The organism is Niveispirillum irakense DSM 11586 (assembly GCF_000429645.1).
GTDB classification, from domain to species: domain Bacteria; phylum Pseudomonadota; class Alphaproteobacteria; order Azospirillales; family Azospirillaceae; genus Niveispirillum; species Niveispirillum irakense.
The window spans coordinates 279851-303007 of record NZ_AUCG01000020.1; the positions used below are offsets into that span (position 1 = coordinate 279851).

Consider the following 23157-nt stretch of genomic DNA (forward strand, 5'->3'; position numbering starts at 1 on the left):
AAGAAGGCTGTATGCGCCCGTATCCCCAGGATCGGGGCGCCATCGACATACCAGCCGCACAAGCTAGCCAGTTCGCCGGGCGGGGGCAAGATATGGCGGATATTTTATTGCCCGCGTGGCTTTTGCGCATGCCATCCGCCCGCACGCTATCGGAACGAGCGAGGCGCGCTGTCGCAGGCGCTGTCAAATAACTGTAGCATCATCAGTCTATAAGCGGCACCAACCATACCTTATCGCCCCTGGCCCGGCCCCTGTCGGAACCAGCCTATCGGAGCTTCCATCCCATGTCCGTCGACAGCATCACCTTTGAAGAGTTCGAAGCGGTCCAGAATCGCGCGAGCAGCCCGGAGAATGAACCGACCTTCGGTGAGGTGGTGCAGCAGCGGCTGGGTCGGCGCGACATCCTGCGCGGTATCCTGGGCACGTCCGCCATCGCCGCTTTCGGCCCGGCCATTCCGTTGCCGGCCGGGATGGGCGATGCCGCGGCCCAGGCCGCCGCCCGCCCGCTGCCCAAGGATAAGGATGGTTTCAGCTTCGTCTTTGATGAGTTGGCGCGGGGTGTGGATGAAACCCACCATGTGGCAGCCGGCCATAATGCCGATGTGCTGATCCGCTGGGGCGACCCGCTGTTCGCCAACGCCCCGGCCTTCGATCCGCAGAAGCAGACGCCCCAGTCCCAGCTTCAGCAGTTCGGCTATAATTGCGATTACACCGCCTTCATGCCCCTGCCGCTGGGATCGAAAACGGCGGATCATGGCCTGCTCTGGGTCAATCATGAATATACGATCGCGGATATGATGTTCCCCGGCCTGGTGCCGGAAGGCCAGGACCGGTCTGTGCCCGAAGCCATCACCAAGGATATGGTCGAGATCGAGATGGCAGCCCATGGCGGCTCCATCGTCGAGATCAAGCGCGGTAAGGACGGCAAATGGGCCTATGTGCGCGACAGCAAATATAACCGCCGTATCAATGCCGTGAACACGGAGATGGAATTCACCGGTCCGGCCGCCGGCCATGCACGGATGAAGACCAAGGACGATCCCGCCGGCCGCAAGGTCATTGGCATGCTGAATAACTGCGCTGGTGGCTTCACCCCCTGGGGCACGGTCCTGTCGGGGGAAGAGAATATCGACGGCTATTTCATGGGCACCGTCGATCAGTCCCACCCGGAGCAGCGCAATTACGACCGGATGACGGTGCCGTCGCCCTGGTACCAGTGGGGGCGGTTCCATGACCGGTTCAACATCAACAAGGATCCCTATGCGGCCAATCGCTATGGCTGGATCGTGGAGATCGACCCCTATGACCCGACCAGCACGCCGCGCAAGCTGACGGCGCTTGGCCGTTTCAAGCATGAGGGGGCCGGTGTCCATGTGAACAAGGATGGCCGCGTCGTCGTCTATATGGGCGACGACCAGAAGTTCGAGCATGTGTACCGCTTTGTCTCCAAGGGCAAATTCAACCCGGCCGACCGCAAGGCCAATATGAAGCTGCTGGATGAGGGCACGCTTTCCGTTGCCCGCTTCGACGCGGATGGTTCGGTCCACTGGCTGCCGCTGGTCCATGGCAAGGGGCCGCTGACGGCGGCGAACGGCTTCAAGGACCAGGGCGACGTGATGATCTCCGCCCGGCTGGCGGCCACGCATCTGGGGGCCACGCGCATGGACCGGCCCGAGGATGTGGAGGTCAATCCCCGCACCGGCCTTGTCTATATCATGCTGACCAACAATGATGACCGCGCGCCGGAATCGCCGCTGCATCCGGCCCAGGCCCAGGTCAATGCCGCCAACCCGCGCGCCGGCAATAGCTGGGGCCATATTGTGGAAATGGCGCCGCCGGGTGGTGACCATACGGCTGACAGCTTCAAGTGGGAAATCCTGCTGAAGGCCGGTAACCCGGCCAAGCCGGAGACGGCGGCCAGCTTCAACCCGGCCACGACTGAAAATGGCTGGTTTGCCTGCCCGGATAATTGCGCCTTTGACAGCATGGGCCGCCTGTGGGTGGGCACCGACCAGGGCAACAAGTGGCAATGGACCAGCGGCGATGCCGATGGCATCTGGGCGGTGGAAACCGAAGGCCCGCTGCGCGGCACGGCGCGGATGTTCTTCCGTGTGCCGATCGGGGCGGAAATGACCGGACCCAGCTTCACCCCCGATGATGGCGCCTTGTTCCTGTCCGTGCAGCATCCCGGCGTGGACGGGGTGGAGAAGGTGACCAAAAGCGGCGGTCGCGGCACTTTCGCCGATCCCGGCACCCGCTGGCCGGACTTCAAGCCCGACATGCCGCCCCGTCCGTCGGTGGTGGTGGTGACGCGCAAGGGTGGCGGGCCCATCGGGGTGTGACAAAAGGTCAGTAACAATCGCTTGTCACCGCCTGTCGGGAATGGCACATGCGGTGACGGGGTGGTTGCTGCCACTCTTGCTTGACATATTCGCACTGATTTCCGGGGCTTCGCTCAACCCTTGTCCTTTCGCCAGAAATGGGCAGGCGGGCGAAGCCTTTGCTGTTGGACGCTAGGCCATGAAGACGATCCTGCCTGCCCCGCTCGCCCTGACCCGGCGCCAGTTGTTGAAAGCCTCCGGCGCTGTGGCCGCCACGGCCCTTGCGGTGCCGTCCATGGTCCGGCCCGCCTTCGGGCAGATGAATTTCGTCGATTATCCTTTCCAGCTTGGTATCGCCGCCGGCGATCCCTGGCCCGACGGTTTCGTCATCTGGACCCGGCTGGCGCCGCGCCCGCTGGATCCGGACTATGGCATGTCCAAGGATATCATCCCGGTGGATTGGGAGGTTGCGACCGATATCCGGTTCAAGGATGTGGTGGCCAAGGGCACGGCCAAGGCCCATCCGGAACTGGGCCATGCGGTGCATGTGGAACTGGCGGGGCTGCAGCCCGGACGTCCCTATCACTACCGGTTCCGCTGCGGCGGGCACAGTTCTGCTATCGGGCGGGCCCGCACAGCGCCGGTTGCCGGCGCGCCCTTATCGCGTCTGCGCTTTGGTGTTGCGGGTTGCCAGAATTACGACCATGGCTATTTCACCGCCTTTGAATATCTGGCGAAGGAAGACCTGGATTTCGTCTTCCATTATGGCGACTACATTTATGAGAGTGGCTATCGGCCCCTCTATTTCAGCCGCTTCTCGGAGGAAATGGAGCCGACCGTCCGCAGCTTGCAGCAGGCCGAGCCCTATTCACTGGACGAATATCGCCGCCGCTATGCTGGCTACAAGATGGACCCGGACCTTCAGCGCGCCCACATGGCGGCGGCCTGGATTACCGTTTGGGACGATCACGAAGTCGTCGATAATTGGGCGAGCGATTATGACAAGGGCGGTACGCCGGCGGAAATCTTCCGTCTGCGCCGTGCCGCCGCCGCCCAGGCCTATTATGAGCATATGCCGCTGCGTCGCAGTTCGATCCCCAACGGCCCCGATATCCAGCTTTACCGGCGCTTCGCGTTCGGCGACCTGCTGGATATGCATGTGCTGGATACGCGCCAGTATCGCAGCGACCAGCCTTGCAAGGACGGCTTCCGCCCCGCCTGCCCGGAGGTGGATGATCCCAGCCTGACCGTGCTGGGCGATACGCAGGAAAAATGGCTGTTCGACAATATCGCCTCCTCCTCTGCGCGGTGGAGCAGTCTGGCCCAGCAGGTGATGCTGATGCCGTGTGACCGGGAGCCGGGGCCGGCTGATATCCGCAATCTGGATACCTGGGACCCCTACCGCGTGGCCCGCGCCCGGCTGCTGCGCCATCTGCATGATGTCGGCCGCCGCAACACCGTGGTGCTGACCGGCGATGAGCATCAGAATTTTGCCGGTGATGTGAAGCTGGAGCCGTTCAACCAGGATAGTCCCGTCGTTGCTACGGAGTTTGTTACCACCTCGATCAGTTCTGGTGGTGATGGCGGGGTGGAGCGGCCAATCGCCAAGGGCATGCTGGAAGAGAACCCGCATATCAAGCTGATCAACGACCAGCGCGGTTATGCCATCTGCGATGTCACGGCCAAACGGTGGGAGATCGACTTCAAGGTTCTGGACCGGGTGTCCACCAAGGGCGGCACCCTGTCCAGCCGCGCCCGCTTTGCCGTGGAGCCGGGCCGCCCCGGCGTGCGCAAAGCCTGATTTGGCTGGGTCAAAGGGGCGGCCCGCCAGACCGCCCCTTTGAAGATGTTCAATGCCGCAGGTCGGACCGGACCGGTGTATCCGTCTCGATCGGGCGCTGCAGGATCAGCCCGTACCAGCCCAGCCCGCGATAGGTTTCATATCCAGGCGTCAGGGCATAGGCGACGATGGTGCCATCTTCCGCCTGATAATAGCCCATATCCCGATGGCCGGGCTTCAACGGGTAATGGCCCAGGGTGAACATGGCTTCGTCGGACGCGGCGATGATGCGGAACTTGCTGTCCACGATCAGGCATTTGGTCCGGTCTTCCTGCTTTTCCTCATCCGTCAGCCGGACGGATTTGACCACGGTGCCCGCCTGTGGTGCCCAGTCGAAAAAGATGCCCAGCACGCCCAGCGGTCGCCCGTTTTCCTCGCCCCCCGCCCGGATGGCGGTGGCGTAGGTGGCGACCGGCTGCCCGTTCAGCAGGGTGTTGGACGCGACGTCGGCGACGGCGAACTCACTGCCCGACCGGGTGGCCATGGCATCGCGGAACCAGCTTTCCTGGGCCACCGACTGGCCCCGCGCCCGGTATTGGTCGGGCCGGCCATTGGCGATCACCCGGCCTTGCGCATCCGCGATCCAGATATCCAGATAGACGGTATAGGATTTCAAGATCACACCGGCGCGGGCGGCGGCATGATCAGCCGTGGCGGCGCCGGGATTCTCCAGCGCCTGCACCATGGCGCTGTCCGTTGCCCACCAGCGCACATCGCAGGACCGTTCGTAGAGATTGCGGTCGATGATGTCGATCATGTTCAGCGCCAGATCGGCCAGCCTTTGTCCGCGCATGGAGCCGACAAGATCCTGGCCCAACTGATGCAGCCGGTTGGCACTGCCGACGATCTGGTCGCGCATGCCCTGGGCGGCGGTATCGATTTCAGCGGAGATCGACTGCACTTCCGCGGCCACAACACCGAAACCGGCGCCATGGATGCCGGCCCGCGCCGCCTCGATCTTGGCGTTCAGCGCCAGGATCTTGGTCCGGCGGGTAATGTCACCGATGGCGCTTGTGCGCTGGGCAGAAACCTCCGCTACTTCCCTGGCCAGGGCGATGATGGTCTCAGGGGATGTATCCAGGTCGTTGCCCGCTGTGGGCAGCGTATTGGCCGCGATGATGGGTCGGTTCGGCATCAAAAACCTGTATGTCCATGAATTGCGTTATTGGTTGACGTTCGTCTTTCTTATCTAATCTATCCAACACATCTTACGTCTCTTTTCAATGGATGCAGTTAAACGGCTTTTAAGAAAAGCCTCTCTTTCTGGCGGTGCAATATTTGGTGAAGGTGTTCATGGTTACTTCTGTCTGCCTGGTGGGCATTAACTTGCGCGATCTGCCCAAAAATAAGGCGTGGTAAGATTGCGAATCCGGTTGTCCCGGCGGTGCCCATCATTGTCGCAGCGCACATGGGCTTGAGTATGGCGCATTAAGTTTGTAATGCGGGTGGGGCGGTAACGGGATTTATCCGTTCTGCCCATGATCCAGGGAGAATCGCCGATGCCGACTATCTTCGTCGCCCGTAGCGCCAATATCTGCCAGTGGGCCTCCGATGTCGGGCTGGGCAAGAACATCTTCAAGGTCGGATTATGCGACGGTGATCCCGCCGCTCTGGTCGCTGCCGGCTGGGCAGGCGAAACTGATTGGAAGCTGTTGCGCCAACAGGCGGATGTCGATCTGGACGAGGCGGTGATGCTGGAGCGGCTGACGAAGCGGCAAAAGCAGGTGGACCCCATCTACTATCCCCGCATCAAGGGGGAGACGGGCCTGTTCAAGGTAACGGACGCCGACGTGCAGCGGCATATCATACTGGCGCGTGCCTTGGCGGATGAGAGTGAGAAGGCGCCGATCCGGCTGAAAGCCGTGGATTATGCGAATTATCTGATCGCTAATGCTACGCGCTAGGGCTTTCAGCTCAAGGCTGCTCCTCCGCTATGGCGAAAGGGGGAGGGGGCACTTTCCCGCTTGCATCACGCTATCGCGGCATGATTTGTGATGCCCAGATCGTTGGGGGTGGGTGTGGCCAAGGTGGTACTTCGTTCTCTGTTTCTCGGGGCTTTGTTGATGCTGGCGGCCTGCACGGCCCCGCCGCCGCACCATCCCGCCCCGGATGCCGAACTGGTATTCTGGGAAAGCATCCGCAACAGCGACAACCCGGCTGAATTCCAGGCCTATCTGAATGCCTTCCCCCATGGCCGGTTCACCGAACTGGCGCGGCTGCGCCTGCAGGCTATCGTGCCCCCGGTGGCGACAGCACCCGTACAGGAGCCGCCAGCCAAAAAGCCAGCGCCCCAGCGTCCCAGCACGCCCCAGACCAAGTCGAACATCCCGCCCGCTGCCCAACAGGGGGAGCCGCAGATTGTCGATAAGCCGCAGCCGCCAGTGATGTGGGCGAAGGTGGAGGATGTGACCGGTACGGCCGGCCCCGGCCTGCGCAGTCAGGTGATGGATTGCTGGACCCCGCCGCCCCTGCCCCGCGGGGTTGGCACTATGCGGGCGGAGATCGGCCTTTATTTCGATGATGGCGGCCGTATCCGGGGTGCGGCCTTCCTGGGGGGCAACAAGGATATGACGGAGCCCTCTTTTGCCGCCTTTGTGCAGAGCGCGCTTGCGGCCCCGATGAGCCCCGGCTGCCGCGACATCACCATTCCCCAGCAGCCGGCAGGACAGGAAGCGGGGGAGCGGCGCGGCGTGGTGCTGCTGTTCGGGCTGGACAGCCCCCCCTGATCCGGCCCTGGTGCCGTCAGATATTCTCGCCTTGCCGGATGCGCAGATAATCCTGCACCCGGGCATCGCGCCAATCCATATCGCGCCTTCGTCCGGTTTCCGCCATCGCATCGCAGGCGGCAATGGCGGCACGCCGGCCGGTTTCCGGATCGGCTGCCATCAGATCCGCCGGTACCCGTTCTTGTAATTGCGCCCATATCGCGGGCGGCGGGACCGGGGCCGTTTCCAGCCAGCGACGGGCGCTGCGGAAACCATCGCGCATCAGCAGTTCGATCATGTAATCGGTGGCTGATTGCAGGACCGGGTAGGTGCCGGGGATGAAGGAGATGAAAGGCAGGATCGGCGCCAGGCTGGGTGTGGCGACATTGGCATAGATCGTAGCGCCCCAGTAAATCGCGGCGATTTCTGCAAAATGCGCGGCATCGCGGATGGCTTCCAGCCCCGCTTGCTCAAGGGGCAGAATTTCCACCTTCGGCTTGGTCACGGTGACCGTGTCGTTGGACGCATCGACATAGAGACTGCCGAACTGCATCGCATTCTGGAAATAGCGTCCCCGCAGGGCACCCCAGATGGTGCGGACGACCCCACCTTCCTTCAGAAACGCGATGATCGCCTTTTCAACCGGGTGGGTTGGCGCGCGCAGTCTGTCGATCAGGACGGCCACCACGGCATTGTTGATCTCCAGGCATCGGCCCAGCGGATAGGGTTTGCCCAGCATTGGCGCCAGGGCAGACGCCAGTTGCCTGTCTACCGCCAGCCTTAAACCCATCATGTAATCAAACAGGTCCTGTTGAATCGGGACCAGATGCCGTTCCGTCAAATCAATCAACCGGGCATCAAGCGGGACAGGTTGTTGCGGCAGAACGGGCAAAGCGGACACAGTTGCATACTCCGGTAACGGCGCGGCCTACGATAAGGAGGCCGGAGACGGGCTGCAATGCTTCGTATGAAAAGTCGGAAGAACAGCATTGCAATAATAATAATCGTTATCATTAACCAGCAAAATCAATTTATCATTATAAATCAATGCGTTAGGGTGATTTTGGATTTATCGGTATTGTTTCTGAAAACATTGTTAGTAGGAATTGTTCGCAATACAGTGCAGCCGATTCCGGCAAAGGCGGGGCAGTACCCGTCAATAAGGGTGCCGATGCCGGGAGCGAACAAGAACAGAAGGCGGGCTCGCTGGTAGCGGCCGCCTTCAAGGGAAGGTCCCTGACGAGATGGACGAGAGAGCAAATCAAATGGTACGCGGCCGGTTGGCCCTGATGGCCGCCCTGTCTGCCGGTGTGGTATCGGCCATGGCGACCCCGGCGGCGATGGCGCAACAGACGACTGCTGGCAATACCGGGGGGGCAACGGTGCTGCCGGCATTGCGGGTTGACGGCCAGGGCCTGTCGAACGGCAACAAGCCGGAACGGGCTGCCTCCCCGAAATATACCTCCAACCTGCGGGATACGCCGCAGACCATCACCGTGGTGCCGGAAGCGGTCATCCGGGAACAGAATCTGCTGACGCTGCGTGACATCCTGTCCACCGTGCCGGGCATCACGTTCGGTGCTGGTGAAGGCGGCGGCGGGTATGGTGACAGCATCAACCTGCGCGGCTACAGCGCCAATTCCGACATCGCCGTCGATGGCATCCGTGACAGCGCGCAATATGTTCGTTCCGATCCGTTCAATCTGGAGCAGCTTGAGGTCACCAACGGCGCGAACTCCGTCTATGCCGGTTCCGGCTCCGTCGGTGGTAGCATCAATCTGGTCAGCAAGACGGCCAAGGATGATGTCTTCACCACCGCCAGCGCCGGTATCGGCACGGACAGCTATTACCGCGCCACGGTCGATACCAACCAGAAGATTGACGATAACACCGCCGTCCGCCTGAACGGGATGTGGCATCGCAATGACGTGCCGGGTCGTGACGTTGAGAAGTATAAGCGCTGGGGTGTTGCGCCGTCGGTGACGCTGGGGCTGGCGACCGACACGCAGTTCACGCTGAGCTACTTCCACCAGGAGGACAAGAACGTCCCCCAATATGGTGTGCCGTACTTCAAGAACGCTTTCCATGACGGCATGCTGCCGGGTGTTGATAGCGAGAATTATTACGGCTACGCCAACGTGGACAAGCAGGACAGCGAAGCCGATATGGTCACGGCCAAGCTGGTGCATGCCTTTACCGACCGCCTGTCGGTAGAGAACATGACCCGCTGGCAGCGTGTCACCCAGTTCGCGGTGGTGAACCCGCCGCAGGGCACCTGGTGTCTGGCTGATGGCACCAACGCTTCCACCGGCGCTGCCTGCGCCGCCCGTGGCACCTATACCCCCAGCGGCCCGCGCGGCAATACGCGCGATACCCGCAACACGATGCTGTTCAATCAGACCGACGTGAAGGCGAAGCTGGATACCGGCAGCATCAGCCATAACATCACGTTGGGCGCGGCCGTGTTCAGCGAGAAATTCCACCTGGATACCGGCAATTCGCTGCGTAATCCCGGTGGCGCCACGCCGAACCCGACCCTGCCGGTGATGACGATCGAGAATCCGAACAATACATGGTCGGGCCCGGTCAATTTCATCCGTACCGCGACCCAGGACGGCACCCTGGAAAACCAAGCTGTCTATCTGTTCGACACGATGAACGTGACCGATCAGTTCGACATCAATGCCGGTGTCCGCTGGGAACATAATAAGGGCGATTACACGTCCGGCACCTATAGCGCCCAGGGCGTGTTCCAGTCCCAGACCGAGAAGTTCGAGAACACGGATAGCCTGTTCTCCTACCGCGTTGGCGCTGTTTACAAGCCCCTGCCCAATGGCAGCGTCTATATCGCCTATGGCAACTCCAAGACCCCGTCCAAGAGTGCTGTGAATGGGACCTGCACCACCGGCACCGGTGCGGCGCTGATCAATAATTGTAATGTCGACCCGGAAACGGCGAAGAATTACGAGATCGGCACCAAGTGGGATCTGCTGGACAACCAGCTTTCCGTCACGGCCTCGATCTTCCGTAATGAGCGTACCAATTACAAGGTGCCCTCGGCCGATCCGCTGGTGCCGGAATACCAGTTGGATGGCAAGAGCCGGGTCGATGGCGTCTCGCTGGGCGTTGCCGGTACGGTGACGGAAGAATGGCGGATTTTCGCCAACTACACCTATCTGGACAGCGAAGTGCTGCAGAGCGTTGCCGACGGTCTGGCCACCGATGCCCAGAAGGGCAACCCGCTGACCAGCACGCCCAAACATTCCGGCAGCCTGTGGACCACCTATGACCTGCCCTTCAATGTGCAGCTTGGCTATGGTGCCACCTATACCGGTGCGGCTTACTTCAACAATAGCGGCACCACGCTGTACAAGTCGGACAGCTATTGGGTCCATCGCGCTTCCGCCGCCTATTTCGTGAATGAGGAAGTGGAAGTCCGGTTGAACGTGAACAACCTGTTCGACAAGCTGTACTTTACCCGCGCCCGTAACAATGGCTGGGCGACCCCGGGTGATGCCCGCTCGGCCACGTTGACGGTCAATTACACGTTCTGATCCTGAAATCCCGGCCCGGTGACGGGCTGGGAGGCAGGTTCAGGGCCAGGGAAGGGGGCGGGCCTGTGTCCGCCCCCTTTCGCATCTGGATTGATGCAAATCAGAGTGGCTATCAATATTACATGCGATAGGGTTGCATCTGTCCGGCCCCGTTTTCAGGATATGCGATGCTGATCGAAATTCCCGCGCTTTTGACCAAGGAACAGGTCCATGAATGCCGCGCCCTGCTGGATGGTGCGCAATGGGCCGATGGTAAGGTGACCGCCGGATTCCAGTCCGGCAAGGTCAAGGAAAACAGCCAGTTGCCAGAGGGCCATCCGGTGGCGCGGGAGGTTGGGGATGTGATCCTGCAGGCGCTGTCGCGCAATCTGCTGTTCATGTCGGCGGCCCTGCCGGGTCGGATTTTCCCACCCTTGTTCAATCGCTATGCTGGCGGCCAGCATTTCGGGGCGCATGTCGATAATGCGGTGCGCCAGATTACCGGCACCAACCAGCGCATCCGTACCGACTTGTCCTGTACCGTCTTTTTCAGCGAGCCGGATGAGTATGATGGCGGCGAACTGGTGATCGAGGATCTGTTCGGCACGCATCAGGTGAAACTGCCGGCGGGGCACATGGTGCTGTATCCCAGTTCCAGCCTGCATCAGGTGCGGGCAGTCACACGCGGCGCGCGCGTCTCATCCTTCTTCTGGCTGCAGAGCATGATCCGCGATGATGCGCAGCGCCGCATCCTGTTCGACATGGACATGGCGATTGTCCGGCTGAACCAGGATGTGCCCGACCATCCGGGTGTGCTGTCGCTGACCAACAGCTATCATAATCTCCTGCGCATGTGGGCCGATGTCTGACGGACCTGGGCTGGAGTGAAGGAGTGAAAAAGGCCCCGGTGGTGATCCGCCGGGGCCTTTTTTGACGTTAGAAGCTGTAATCCCAGCCCAGCGTCAAGGTACGTCCCCGCCCGGCATAGAAGCGGAGATTATCCGTCGGCCGCGTGGTGTCGCTGTTGTAGCTGATATAGTCCTTGTCGAAGAGGTTGGTCACCGACAAGGTGATGCCGCCCATGTCGATGGCGTGGCGGATGGTCACGTCCGTCAGGTTATAGCCACCGAAATTGTTGCGGACATCGCCGCCATCGAAATCTCGGGACAGGTAGAACTGGGTCTGCAACCGCGCCGTCACCGGGCCATAGACGTACGCCGCGGCGACATTCACCCGGTCGGGGGAGATGTTGGCGCCATCCAGGTCGATATCGACCTTGCCGTCGCCATTGCTGTCCGTGCGGCCATCCAGATGGGCATAACCGCCGGACAGGGTCAGACCCGGCAGGGGCGTTTCCCAGGCCAGATTCAGCTCCAGCCCTTCGATCTCCACCCGCTGGCGCTGTACCTCATAAACCCCGGCGACCAGAACCAGATTCTGGCCCTTCTTGGAGGTGGACCAGAAATAGGTGGCGCTGGCGGTGATCGGCCCCTTCGTCAGTTCCACCCCCAACTCGCGATTGTCGGAGATGATGGGGTCGATATCCAGGAAATCATCAATCCGCACGCCATCCCGGTTAACGGCACGGGTGATACGGCCGACATCGGGCACGGTATAGCCCTGGGCGTAGGAGCCATAAAGGCGCACACCCTGCCAGGGCTCGGCGACGATACCGGCATTGAACAGCGTGTCGCTGAATTCCGGTGAACCGCCCGTGACGCGGCGGGAACCGGAAGAGGCCAGCGTCGTGTAATCATCCACCTTGATCTGCACATTTTCATGCCGCACGCCGGCGGCAAGGCGCAGCTTCTCGTCCAGCAGGGCAAGGTTGAACTGGGCGAACGGGGCCAGGCTGCGGAAATCCGTGGGCGGCACCCAGGTGCGGTTGGTGACAATCAGGCGCTGTTCGGTCTTGTCGAACAGAGCGTCGAAACCGACCGTCGCCGTCAGATCCTCAAACCCTGGCATGGCGCGTTCGTAGTTGAACTTGCCCCCCAGTTTGCGCGACCGGTTCTGCGACTGGTCGAACAGGGTGCCGATGGGGGCGATGCGGGCATCCTGGAAGCTTTCAACGGGGCTGGGATCGCCGCCGAACGTGTCCCGTGACCGGTTGAAGAAAAGCTGGCTGGTGAAGGCGCCACCGGCCAGATCGTCGGCGGTGAGGGTCAGGGCCGCACTTTCAGTGCGGTTGCGCGCCGGGTCGCCCGGTGTGGTGCCGTGAGTGGCGCTGGTCGGCAGGTTGGTGGCGCGGTTGCCGGCAACAACCACGTAATCGCCATTCCCTTCCAACTGGAAGCGGCTCAGCATCAGGTCCAGGCGAACCCCTTCATCCAGCTCATAGCCGAACCGGCCGAAGGCGGACCAGCTTTCTGAATCCTGGGTTTCGCCCTGGGTGCTGTCCACGCCGATGCGGCGGCCCTTGGCATCATAGAAAGCGCCGCGCGTTTCATAAGTGCCGCCGACCGTGGCATCCCAGCGGCCTTCGCGATAGCCGACCAGCCCGGCGATCTTGCCGCCCCGCCCATCGCCGCTGAAGCCGTCATCGGTGCTGCCCTGCAGCAGCATCCGCCCCGACACGCCATCCTGCTTCGGCGGGCCGACCGTGACCTGATTGACGATGCCGCCCGTGCCGCCAATGCCCTGCAAGGCGTTGGAGCCATAGATCAGTTCCACCCGGTCAACGAAGAACGGGTCGATGGTGAAACCGTCGCGGCTGCCATCACGCAGCGGGGTCGATTGCGGGATGCCATTGATGGCGTAAAGCGGCGACCGGCCACGCAACGTCTCCCCGGCGCCGGACAATTTCTGCCGTGTGGGGGAGAAGGAGGGCACCAGGGTGGAGACGGCATCGATCACCGACCCACCGATGGCGGCCTGCTGGGCCAGGGCGTCGCTGTCGATCACATCCACGGTCAGGGGCAGGGCGTTGGCCGGCAGCTTTGTGCGGGCGGCGCTGACAATGATCTCCTCCACCGCCGCCTGTTGCTGCGCCAACGCGGGCATGGCGGAGAGGCTGGCACCGGCCAGCAGCAGGAAGGTGAGGGAGGAACGCATGAGGGGCCCCTTGGGAGAAAATGGAATGCAAGGGGCAATAGTGAAAATAATTCTCGAAATCAAACCTATTTGCACAGACACATAGATGCTATTCCAAAAACTATCGATACTGGGCCATGGGCTTTATCCACGCACAGCGGATGTTCGCTGTTTGGATATGGTTGTAAATTTAACGCAAATTTGTTATATAAAGTTGCGTAGCCTACGTTCCAGTGACATTGTAGCGGCTAGTTTCCAAAGTTCTCCACCTTTGGCGAAGTGATCGTGCTCGCTTCACTGGTTGAATTTATGAACAAAAACGAGAAAGGTATAATTTATGGAATATGTTGAATTCAAAAAATGTGCAGAAAAATACCTAAATAATAGGTGGGTTGGCATTGAGAAATCATTTATAGAAAAGATGAATTCGAGCATTAATGAATCTATTTTGAATGAAATCGCGGCAAGCTTTATAATATCTAGGCAATTTCCGCGTCGCTCTTCGAGTGATAGAAATTCTGATTTTTCACCTGTAATAGCCCCCCTTTCTCAGGCTATTGATGGTGTAAGCCATATTAATATCATTGCGCGAGTCGAAAAAATGGCTGATGACTTGCGTGCAATTCCAGGCCTTGTAAAACATAACGCTGCAGGAAATCCTGATAGACCTATCAGTGCTTGTTCAAAATTTATATGGTGTGGACGGCCAGATGTTGGTGTCATTTATGACAGGCGAGCGCGTACATTTTTGAGAAAGCTTGGTCACAGTGTCCCGGATGGGGACTATGGGGCTTACGTAAGGGCGTTCCGGGCCGAACTATCCAAAAGGTCTGAGGCAATTTCTGCGGTTTCCAGTACGTATGAGCCGTTACTGGTCGTGTCAGGGCCGTTATCTGCCGCTGACTGGTTTCCATCGAAACTTCTGGACTTGTGGTTGTATTCAAACGGTTCTTGATTTTGTATTCATTGGATCGAGGCGCGCTTCAAACGCCCGGAAAAGCCCAAGAAGAAATAGGGGCCTCTGGCCGATCAACCAGACGCGGGACTGGAAAAGCCGCGCCGGGTGGGGCATTGCTGCGGGTCAACATCCCTTTGCTGGTTGATCCTGCCCCATGCGCCTGCTGCCTTTCGCCCTTGTGTCCCTGCTTCTCACCACCCCCGCCCAGGCGGAAACGCTGACCATCGACCGGCTGGTTGCCAGCCCGTCCCTGTCTGGCGCCGCGCCGCGCGGGGTGCATTTTTCTCCCGATGGGCGGATGGTGGCCTATCTGGAACGGGCGGAAAGCGATGCCAGCCGGCGCGACCTGTGGGCCTATGATCTGGCGACGGGCAAGGCGGTCATGCTGCTGGACAGCGCCGAATTTGCCGCCGCACCGGAAAGCGAGGCCGAGCGCGCCCGGCGGGAGCGTCAGCGCATCGCCGAAACCGGGGTGACGGAATATGTCTGGGATCAGCAGGGCAAGGCCGTGCTGGTGCCGAAATCGGGTGATATCTGGCTGAAGCCGCTGGATGGCCCCGTCCGCCGTATGACCAGCACGGAAGCGCCGGAAACCGATCCGAAATTCTCCCCCGATGGCCGCCGCATCGCCTATGTCCGCGATGGCAATCTCTATGTGATGGATGTTGCCAGCGGCGTGGAAAAGCCCATTACCCGCGATGGCGGCGGCACTGTCCGCAATGGCGAGGCGGAGTTTGTGGCGCAGGAGGAGATGGGCCGCCAGACCGGCTATTGGTGGTCGCGCGATGGAAGCCACATCGCCTTTGCCCGTATTGATGAGCGGGCCGTGCCCCTGGTCAACCGCTATGATTACGGCCCCGACGGGGTGATGGTGGTGCCGCAGCGCTATCCCTTTGCCGGCGGGGCCAATGTGGCGGTGCGGCTGCTGGTGGCAGCCGTGGAAGGCGACAGCGCGCCCGTGGAAATCGACCTGGGTACGGAGCCGGATATCTATCTGGCCCGCGTTGCCTGGAAACCCGATGGCGGGCTGGCCGTGCAGCGGATGAGCCGTGACCAGAAGCGCCTGGACCTGCTGTTCGCCGATGCCACCACGGGCCGGACGCAGGTGGCGTTGAGCGAGACGGCGGCCACCTGGGTCGATCTGCATGATGACCTGCGCTTCCTGAAGGATGGGCGCTTCATCTGGTCGTCGGAGGCCAGCGGCTACCGCCATCTCTATCTGCATGATGCGGATGGCAAGCGGCTTTATCCGCTGACCCGTGGCGAATGGCCGGTGGATGATCTGGCCGGGCTGGACGAGGAAGCTGGCTTCATCCTGTTCAATGGTTTCCGCGAGGGGCCGACGGAACGCCATGTCTATCGCGCCCGGCTGGATGGCAGCGATGCCGCCGCACCAGAACGGATCAGCCGGGAAGAGGGCTGGCACGGGGCCGTGGTGGCGGAGAAGGGCGGGGCGTGGCTGGACAATTTCTCCAGCGCCACCCAGCCGCCGCAGCTTTCCCTGCGCGCCGCCGATGGCGCGCTGCGCCATTGGCTGCAGGAAAACCGGCTGGATAAGGATCACCCTTATTTTCCCTATCTGGCCGACCATATCGCGCCGCAATTCGGCACTTTAAAGGCTGAAGATGGCACCGATCTGCATTGGGCGATGCTGAAGCCGAAGGGTGTGGACGCGGCGCAGAAGGCGCCGGCCATCCTCTACACCTATGGTGGGCCGACGGCGCAGGTGGTGAAAAAACAGTGGGGCGGACGCACCCAGCTTTTCCTCCAGGCGCTGGCCCAGAGCGGCTATGTCGTCTTCATGGTCGATAATCGCGGCACCCCGGCGCGCGGCAAGGCGTTTCTGGACAAGATCCATAATGCCTTCGGCACGGTGGAGAATGACGATCAGGCGGCAGGTGCCGCTTATCTGAAGCGGCTGGATTTTGTGGATGGGGAACGGATCGGCATCTATGGCCATTCCTATGGCGGCTACAACACGCTGATGGCACTGATACGCCATCCGGAAATGTTCGCGGCCGGCGTGTCTGCCGCCCCGGTGACCGATTGGCACCTGTACGACACCCATTATACCGAGCGTTTCATCGGCAAGCCCGATGGGGCCGGGGGTATCTATGAGCGGGCGGACGCGACCAAGCTGGCCGCACGCCTGACACGGCCGCTGCTGCTGATCCATGGCATGGCGGATGATAATGTGTTCCTCGACAATTCCGTTCGCATGGCGGCGGCGTTACAGCATGAGCGTAAATTGTTCGACATGATGTTCTATCCGGGGGAGCGTCACGGTTTTTACGACCCTGATCTGGCCGCCCATTATCTTTTGCAGGCCAAGGACTTTTTCGACCGCACCCTGAAAGGGGGGCGATAAACCGAGATTACAGGAGGATAGCGATGCGCGTCTGGATATCGGGATTGCCGCTTTTGCTGCTGGGGCTGGGCACGGCCCCGTCCATATCGGCGGCTGAGGCCCCGTTGACCGGGGCGCCCACCCTTTTCCAGTGCGGGCCGGATGTGCGGCTGGAAACGCGCTTTGCCCCCGATGTGATGGAAGTGACGCTGCGGGGCGGCATCTTCCGCCTGCAACAGGCCATGTCGGCATCGGGTGCGCGCTATACTGGCACCATTGCCGGCCTGCCGACGGAGTTCTGGAACAAGGGGCAGGAGGCGACGGTTCGCATCGGTCAGGCGGAATTGCCGCACTGTGTGGAGGTGGGCGCATCACCTGCCGCCGCAGCAGCAGCGGGGTTGGAAGGCGGGCGCTGGCGCATCATCGATCTGGCAGGGCAGCAGCCGGCGCCGGATACGATGGATATGCAGTTTGAGGATGGCCGTATCGCCGGTCGTGGCGGCTGCAACCGCTATAGCGGGGCCTACCGGCTGGAAGAGGGGCGGATCATGCTGGAGGACAGCATGATCTCCACCCGCATGGCCTGCCTGGGCCCGCAGATGGAGCAGGAGAACCTGTTCTTCCGCCTGATGCGTGGCGCTGTCGCCTACCGTATCCTGCCGGATGGGCAGTTGGAACTGACGGCGGCCGATGGCAGCCGCCTGCTGGCCCGGCGGGACTGATCCCGACCTGATCTCCGATCCCGCTGAACCGGACGCATCGGGGATCGGGTTCGGCGGCGACTGCCGCCGCGCGGCATGTGCTGCGTAGCCAAGCTGCCTATGGCAGCGATGGCGATTGAGGCCGGTGATCGGTTACGATCACCGGGACTTGGTACAAACCGGGGGCGGGTCAGTTCGGCCCGCTCTCCGGGGCGTGGGCCGCGCGCAGGAAGTTCAGCACTTCCACCACCAGCCGGCCCCACAGTTCCATGCTGGCCAGGATCTGGTCGCCGCTGATACCGACGGCAAGCTGATCCATCTCCATCACCAGAAAACCATCGCGCTGGAACAGGCGCGCGAAACGCTTCTGCCGGTTCCATTCATTCAGGATAACCGGGTCCAGGGGGCGTTCGGCCTGGATCATCAGGTTGAAGCTGTAATCGCCATGGCGGGCGCCATCCTCGGTGCCTTCCATCAGGCCGCCGGGGCGGACATTGAAGGTCAAGCCGCCAATGGCACTGCGCAGGACCGGTGCGCCGGAGGTCAGCGTATCCAACTGTGCCGGCAGGCCCAGCCTCTCCATCGCCATTTCCAGATCGGCGATGGCCACGCCGCGCAACATCTTGTCCAACATTCTCTTCCCATCCTTCGGGTCCATGGCCGGACCATGCACCGCCTGCCCCCGGCGATGCAATGGACAAGGGGGCATGACGGTGGGAATGGGGACTATCAGCCTGCCATATGGCGCAGGGCGGCCAGCAGCTTTTCCACATCCGCTTCCTGGTTGAACAAAGCCGGCGTCACCCGCACGCAGGCGCCCCGCGACAGGCCACTGCGATGGACGGTGAAGATGCCGTAGCGCTCCAGCAGGGTCTGGGCGATGGCGGCATTCTCCTTGTCATCTGTCACGCCCCGGCGGCGGAAACTGGTCAGCCCCCCGGTCAGGCGCGGGTCGGTGGGGGTCAGGATTTCATAGGCCGGGTGGTCGCGCAGCGGCTCCGCCCACAGATCACGCAGATGGCGCAGCCGGGCGGCAATGCGGGCTGTGCCGATGGATTGGTGGAAATCAATCGCATCCGGCACGGCCAGCATGGCCGCCAGATCGCGGGTGCCGGTATGGACGCGGGCGCGGATATTCTCGGGTGCGGCCTCCATCTCCCCCGGACTAGGGTCGATATCGGGCACACGGCCCCGCCTGATATAAAGTACACCGACCCCGACCGGCGCACCGATCCATTTATGCAGATTATAGCCGACGAAATCGGCGCCCAGTGTATCGGCGGTAAAATCAACCAGCCCGATGGAATGGGCGGCATCGACAATCACATCCACGCCCCGCTGCCGCGCCATGGCGGTGATTTCCGCCACCGGCAGGATCAGGCCGGTACGGTGGGTCAGGTGGGTGAGCAGCAGCAGCCTTGTCTTGGGATGGGCTTTCAATGCCTGTTCATAGGCGTCAATCAGGCCCTGATGGCTGGCGGGTTCCGGCAGGTCGATGCGGATGACATCCACGCCCCGGCGCTGGCGCAGCGACACCATGCCGGCCTGCATGGCATCATAATCCAGATCGGAATAGATCACCGTGTCGCCCGGCCGCAGCCGGTTATAGCCGGTGATCAGGGCCAGCAGCGCCTCCGTGGCATTGCGGGTCAGGGTAATCTCATCCAGCCCGCAGCCGATCAGCCCCGCCACCCGCGCCATCACGGCGCGGGCATCCTTGCCAAAGCCGCGCCGGCTGTAGAAGGAGGTTTCGGCATTCACCCGCTGCTGGTGGCGCTGATAGGCCGCCAGCACGGGCCGGGCCATCATCACCCAATTGCCATTTTCAAGCTGGGTGATGTCACGGGTCACGTCATACTGGCCGGCGATGGCCTGCCAATAGGCATTGTCGGTGGGCGCGCCGCCGCCCGTTGCTGCTGCCAGGGTACCGGCCCTGGCGGGCGGGGGTGTCAGCCCCACGCCCGCTGTCAAGGTCAGGCCCAGGCTGCCGGTACGCAGCAGGTGACGGCGCGTCCAGCTTTGCATCAGAAACGAACCTCCACACGGGCGTAATATTGCCCGCCATCGGTATCGTAAGGCGCGTTGCGGGAATAGATCAGCCCGCGATTGGCCTGGTTGGTCGCCTCGTCCGGATAGGTGTCGAAGATATTCTCCGCACCGACCCGCAGCGACACCATGTCAGTCACGTTCCAGGTCGCGGCGAGGTCGACGAAGCTTTCGGCGCCGAAGCGCTGGAAAATATCGCCGGTGGCATTGCCGGAACTGTCAGTCCATTTGCCGTAATAGCGCATTTTGGCCAGCAGGGCGTAATCACCCCAGCGATATTCCGCCGACAGGGCGGCATTATGCTGCGGCTTGCCTTCTTCAAACAGGATGCGCTGGGTGGCGCTGGCTTCCAGGGAGCCGCCGGTCACCTTGGTCTGGTTGTAATTATAGGCGGCGGAGAGGTGCAGGTTGCCTTCACCCATCGGCAGGGCATAGGCCGCCACCAGATCGATACCGCGGGTGCGGGTATCAAAATCATTGGTGAAGAAGCTGACGGAGGTGAAGGTGTTGGCCCCCGGCACGCCAAGCGCGATCAACTGGTTGCGGATGGCCGGTGTAACGGCGAAGCTGGCGGACTGGCTGAACCGGTCGGTCAGCTTGATCTGGTAGACATCGGCGCTGGCGGTGAAGCCGGTGCCGCTCTGATAGGCCATGCCGGCAGACAGGTTGGTCGATTCTTCCGGCTTCAGCGGTTGGGCGCCGAAATATTGCGCCACCGGGTTGGAGGGGGAGAGACGACCAGACGTGAAGGTATTCAGCGTCACCGTATCCAGCCCCTGCGAGGTGCGGGTGCTGTTGGCTTGCCCTGGCGTGGGCGCGCGGAAGCCGGTGGAGGCGGAACCACGCAGCGCGAATTCCGGCGTCACTTCCAGGCGGGTGGAGATTTTACCGTCGGCAGTATGGCCGAATTCGGAGAAATCCTCGTACCGGCCGGCCAGCCCGATGGTCCAGATATCCGTCACCGGCGCTTCGATATCGATATAGCCGGCATAGGAGGTCTGGTCGTAAGAGCCCGCCTGATCCGCCCCATAGCCGGGGAAGCCGTTGGAACCGGTCGCCAGCCCGGCGGCAGCACCGGGGCCGACAGCGTAGGAGGCTTCGTCACCGGCCACGATCTTGTAGGTCTCATTCCGGCGCTCACCACCGAAGGCGACATTGACCGGCTTGTTGAACAGGCCGCTGTGCCAGAGATAGGTGAAGTCCAGATTGATGTTGGTTTCTTCCTGGATCAGGGAACCATCATCGAAGCTGGTCGGGCTTGCCGGGCCGAGGGAAGCGTTGATGCTTTCCTTCATCCGGTAATCAATCCGGTTGCGGCCGTAAGAGGTGGAAAGATCGCCCCGCAGGTCGCTGGTGATGTCCCCGCGAATGCCGCCGACCAGGCTGTAATCCTGATCCTTCTGGCCAAAGCGCGGCGTGAAGCCAGCCGGATAAAGCTGGCTGGCGTTCCAGCCGGGGAAAATGGCGGTGTTTTTATAAACGTTGCTGGTGCTGTCCGGGTTGCGCCAGTTGAAATCGGTCCAGCCCTTGCCTTCGCCATAGGTGCCGAAGAGATAGGCTTCCGCCGTCTCGCTCACCGGCAGGGCGGCATCCAGGGCCAGACGGATGGTTTCCTGGTCCGGCTGGCCCCAGCGCTGAACCGGGTTGGGCACGGACAGGCCCGGATTGGCCTGCTGGAACTGGATTGCGTCGGGGCGCTGGCGGGTGCGCGACGTGGCGTCGGACTTGGCCCATTCCACCGTGCCGGTGATGTGACCGCCCTGGCCGATTTCCCAGGCGCCCTGCGCGCCGGCCTGATATTCAGTGCCATCGCCTTCATAATATTGGGAAACCTGGCTGAAGGCCTGGAAGCCCGGATCATTGTCCAGGATGATGTTGATCACGCCGGCAATGGCATCGGAGCCATATTGCGCCGCCGCACCATCGCGCAGAACCTCAATCCGCTTGATGGCGAAGGAGGGGATCTGGGCCAGATCCACCGCCTGCGCCCCGCGGGAGCCGAGCAGCGCGGAACGATGGCGGCGCTTGCCATTGACCAGCACCAGCGTCTGGTCAGCGGACAGGCCGCGCAGGGTGGCCGGGCGCACGAAAGCCTGACCATCGGCGGCCGGCAGGCGCTGAACGTTGAAGCTGGGGATCGACTGGGCCAGCGCATCCACCAATTCGCTGGAAACCGTGCTGTCCAGCGTGCTGCCGCTGATCACATCAATCGGGGCCAGCGTATCGAAAGCGGTGCGCTGCGTACCGCGCGTACCGGTGACAATGATCTCTTCCAGCACAAGGCTGTCATTGGCGGCCACCTGATCGGGGACGTTCTGCGCCATGGCGGGGGTGAGGCCAGCGGCCAGCATCACCGCGATCATCGCGGTGCCGGTACGCATTTTCATTTTCGCTCTCGCTTCATCAAAGTACGCGCTCTGATGCCGACAGGCGGCGCGCTTGGTGTCAAAGGCGAGGCGGATATAGCGGTAAAGGATGATCGCTGGGTGACGGATAGGTTACGTCTGTATGATAAAATATTGACGGAGATAGATTATATTTTATTTTGTTTTATACAAAATAGATCTTCATCATTTATTTAACGTATTGCCTGGATATATTTTATCCATGCCTTAATATCTGAAGGGCGCTGGAGCCGGTGGAAACCGGTCCAGCATCCCTTTTCGAGCGACACCCAGCTTACCAGTGGAATTCATCCACCAAGACCCGGTGCCCGCGCAGGAAGGCATCTGCCGCCAGCCGCAGCGGGGCGACATCCACATCCAGGGCCCGTGCGGCCACCAGTTCGGCGAAGCGGGCATAGAGGCTGGGATATTCCTCGTTCTTCGGCATGGGCACATTCTCCCCATCCAGCAGCAGGGTGGCGCCGCCATCGCGCAGGGTCAGGGAGCCGGTCTCGGTTTCCACCTCGATATCCCAGGTCTGGGGACCGGTCTGCAGCCAGTCGAAGCTGGCGGTGACCGCTGTGCCAGCGCTATCGAACCGCAGCTCAGCGGCGACGGGGGACTGGCGGTTGGCTGGCACGTTCAGCGTGGCTTCCTGCAGCACCAGGGCACTGGGCAGAATATGGGTGGCGATGGACAAGGCGTTGATACCGGGGTCGAACACGCCCAGCCCGCCCGGTTCCCACACCCAGTCCTGACCCGGATGCCAGCGGCGCACATCTTCCCGCCAATTAATATGGGCGCGGGTGATGCGACGGCTGGAAAGCCACTCGCGCGCCGGCTCCACCGCCACGGCGTGGCGGGAATGCCAGGTGGTCATCAGGGTCAGGCCGCTTGCGCGGGCCAGATCTTCCAGATCATGCACTTCCGTCAGGGTCGCACCCGGCGGCTTTTCCAGCATGACATGGCGACCTGATTCCAGCACATGGCGGGCGATGGCATCGCGCCCCTGCGGCGGGGTGCAGATCGACACCGCCTGGATATCGGGCCGTGCGGCCAGCATGGCGGCCACATCGTGGAAATTATCCACGCCATCGACGCGGGCATTGCGGCTGGCCACGGCCACCAGTTCAAACGCCGGATCGGCGGCGATGGCGGGCAAATGCTGATCGCGGGCGATCTTGCCAACACCGACAAGGCCAAGTTTGATGGTCATAGGCGCTTCCTCAAGCGGTATTTATCACATAATTCAGCCTTATCGGAGCGACCGCCGGGCGTCAATTGGTCGG

General features: G+C 61.7%; 16 protein-coding genes. 9 read left to right on the top strand and 7 right to left on the bottom strand.

The features are described from left to right. Positions 1–284: 284 nt before the first annotated feature. Together G473_RS0108340 and G473_RS0108345 are read left to right on the top strand one after the other, a co-directional pair. Positions 285–2342 (top strand): PhoX family protein, encoded by a 2058-nt coding sequence (locus G473_RS0108340; RefSeq protein ID WP_029012725.1) that lies wholly within the window; start codon positions 285–287, stop codon positions 2340–2342. A 178-nt stretch (positions 2343–2520) separates the two neighbouring features. Continuing rightward, the gene (locus tag G473_RS0108345; RefSeq protein WP_029012726.1) at positions 2521–4122 is read left to right on the top strand and encodes an alkaline phosphatase D family protein; all 1602 of its coding nucleotides are present in this window, start codon (positions 2521–2523) and stop codon (positions 4120–4122) included. Positions 4123–4171: 49 nt separating this feature from the next. Here the strand turns inward: G473_RS0108345 and G473_RS0108350 are convergent, their stop codons facing one another. Next, complete coding sequence (locus G473_RS0108350) at positions 4172–5296, bottom strand: methyl-accepting chemotaxis protein (RefSeq protein ID WP_084437776.1); 1125 nt, start codon at positions 5294–5296, stop codon at positions 4172–4174. Between the two features lie 364 nt (positions 5297–5660). Here G473_RS0108350 and G473_RS0108355 point away from each other — a divergent pair, with 364 nt between their 5' ends. Together G473_RS0108355 and G473_RS0108360 are read left to right on the top strand one after the other, a co-directional pair. Continuing rightward, positions 5661–6065, top strand: coding sequence for a hypothetical protein (locus G473_RS0108355; RefSeq protein ID WP_029012728.1), 405 nt, complete (start codon positions 5661–5663; stop codon positions 6063–6065). Between the two features lie 90 nt (positions 6066–6155). Continuing rightward, positions 6156–6887 (top strand): hypothetical protein, encoded by a 732-nt coding sequence (locus tag G473_RS0108360; RefSeq protein WP_154667318.1) that lies wholly within the window; start codon positions 6156–6158, stop codon positions 6885–6887. Between the two features lie 16 nt (positions 6888–6903). Here the strand turns inward: G473_RS0108360 and G473_RS0108365 are convergent, their stop codons facing one another. Further along, positions 6904–7767, bottom strand: coding sequence for a hypothetical protein (locus tag G473_RS0108365; protein ID WP_029012730.1), 864 nt, complete (start codon positions 7765–7767; stop codon positions 6904–6906). A 364-nt stretch (positions 7768–8131) separates the two neighbouring features. Here G473_RS0108365 and G473_RS0108370 point away from each other — a divergent pair, with 364 nt between their 5' ends. Continuing rightward, on the top strand, positions 8132–10420 hold the full coding sequence (locus tag G473_RS0108370) for a TonB-dependent receptor (protein ID WP_029012731.1): 2289 nt from the start codon (positions 8132–8134) through the stop codon (positions 10418–10420). A 167-nt stretch (positions 10421–10587) separates the two neighbouring features. Continuing rightward, positions 10588–11268 (top strand): Fe2+-dependent dioxygenase, encoded by a 681-nt coding sequence (locus tag G473_RS0108375; protein WP_029012732.1) that lies wholly within the window; start codon positions 10588–10590, stop codon positions 11266–11268. Between the two features lie 67 nt (positions 11269–11335). Here G473_RS0108375 and G473_RS0108380 read toward each other — a convergent pair whose 3' ends face one another. Further along, on the bottom strand, positions 11336–13453 hold the full coding sequence (locus G473_RS0108380) for a TonB-dependent receptor (protein WP_029012733.1): 2118 nt from the start codon (positions 13451–13453) through the stop codon (positions 11336–11338). A gap of 316 nt (positions 13454–13769) precedes the next feature. On the opposite strand from G473_RS0108380, the gene G473_RS30250 reads away from it, so the two are divergent. From G473_RS30250 to G473_RS29145, 3 genes are all read left to right on the top strand, one after another. Further along, on the top strand, positions 13770–14387 hold the full coding sequence (locus G473_RS30250) for a hypothetical protein (protein WP_154667319.1): 618 nt from the start codon (positions 13770–13772) through the stop codon (positions 14385–14387). A 157-nt stretch (positions 14388–14544) separates the two neighbouring features. Further along, on the top strand, positions 14545–16758 hold the full coding sequence (locus G473_RS25835) for a S9 family peptidase (RefSeq protein WP_035706058.1): 2214 nt from the start codon (positions 14545–14547) through the stop codon (positions 16756–16758). A 23-nt stretch (positions 16759–16781) separates the two neighbouring features. After that, entirely contained in the window at positions 16782–17459 is a 678-nt protein-coding gene (locus G473_RS29145; protein ID WP_051330036.1) for an META domain-containing protein, read from the top strand. Positions 17460–17628: 169 nt separating this feature from the next. Here the strand turns inward: G473_RS29145 and G473_RS29150 are convergent, their stop codons facing one another. The 4 genes from G473_RS29150 to G473_RS0108415 form a co-directional block, all read right to left on the bottom strand. Next, on the bottom strand, positions 17629–18072 hold the full coding sequence (locus tag G473_RS29150; RefSeq protein ID WP_029012734.1) for a YbjN domain-containing protein: 444 nt from the start codon (positions 18070–18072) through the stop codon (positions 17629–17631). A 95-nt stretch (positions 18073–18167) separates the two neighbouring features. After that, on the bottom strand, positions 18168–19463 hold the full coding sequence (locus G473_RS0108405) for an aminotransferase class V-fold PLP-dependent enzyme (RefSeq protein WP_084437782.1): 1296 nt from the start codon (positions 19461–19463) through the stop codon (positions 18168–18170). Beyond that, positions 19463–21871 (bottom strand): TonB-dependent receptor plug domain-containing protein, encoded by a 2409-nt coding sequence (locus tag G473_RS0108410; protein ID WP_029012736.1) that lies wholly within the window; start codon positions 21869–21871, stop codon positions 19463–19465. The genes G473_RS0108405 and G473_RS0108410 overlap by 1 nt, the downstream gene beginning before the upstream one ends. 292 nt (positions 21872–22163) lie before the next feature. After that, positions 22164–23084: a Gfo/Idh/MocA family protein gene (locus G473_RS0108415; protein ID WP_029012737.1), complete on the bottom strand. Its 921-nt coding sequence runs from the start codon at positions 23082–23084 to the stop codon at positions 22164–22166. Between the last annotated feature and the right edge of the window lie 73 nt (positions 23085–23157).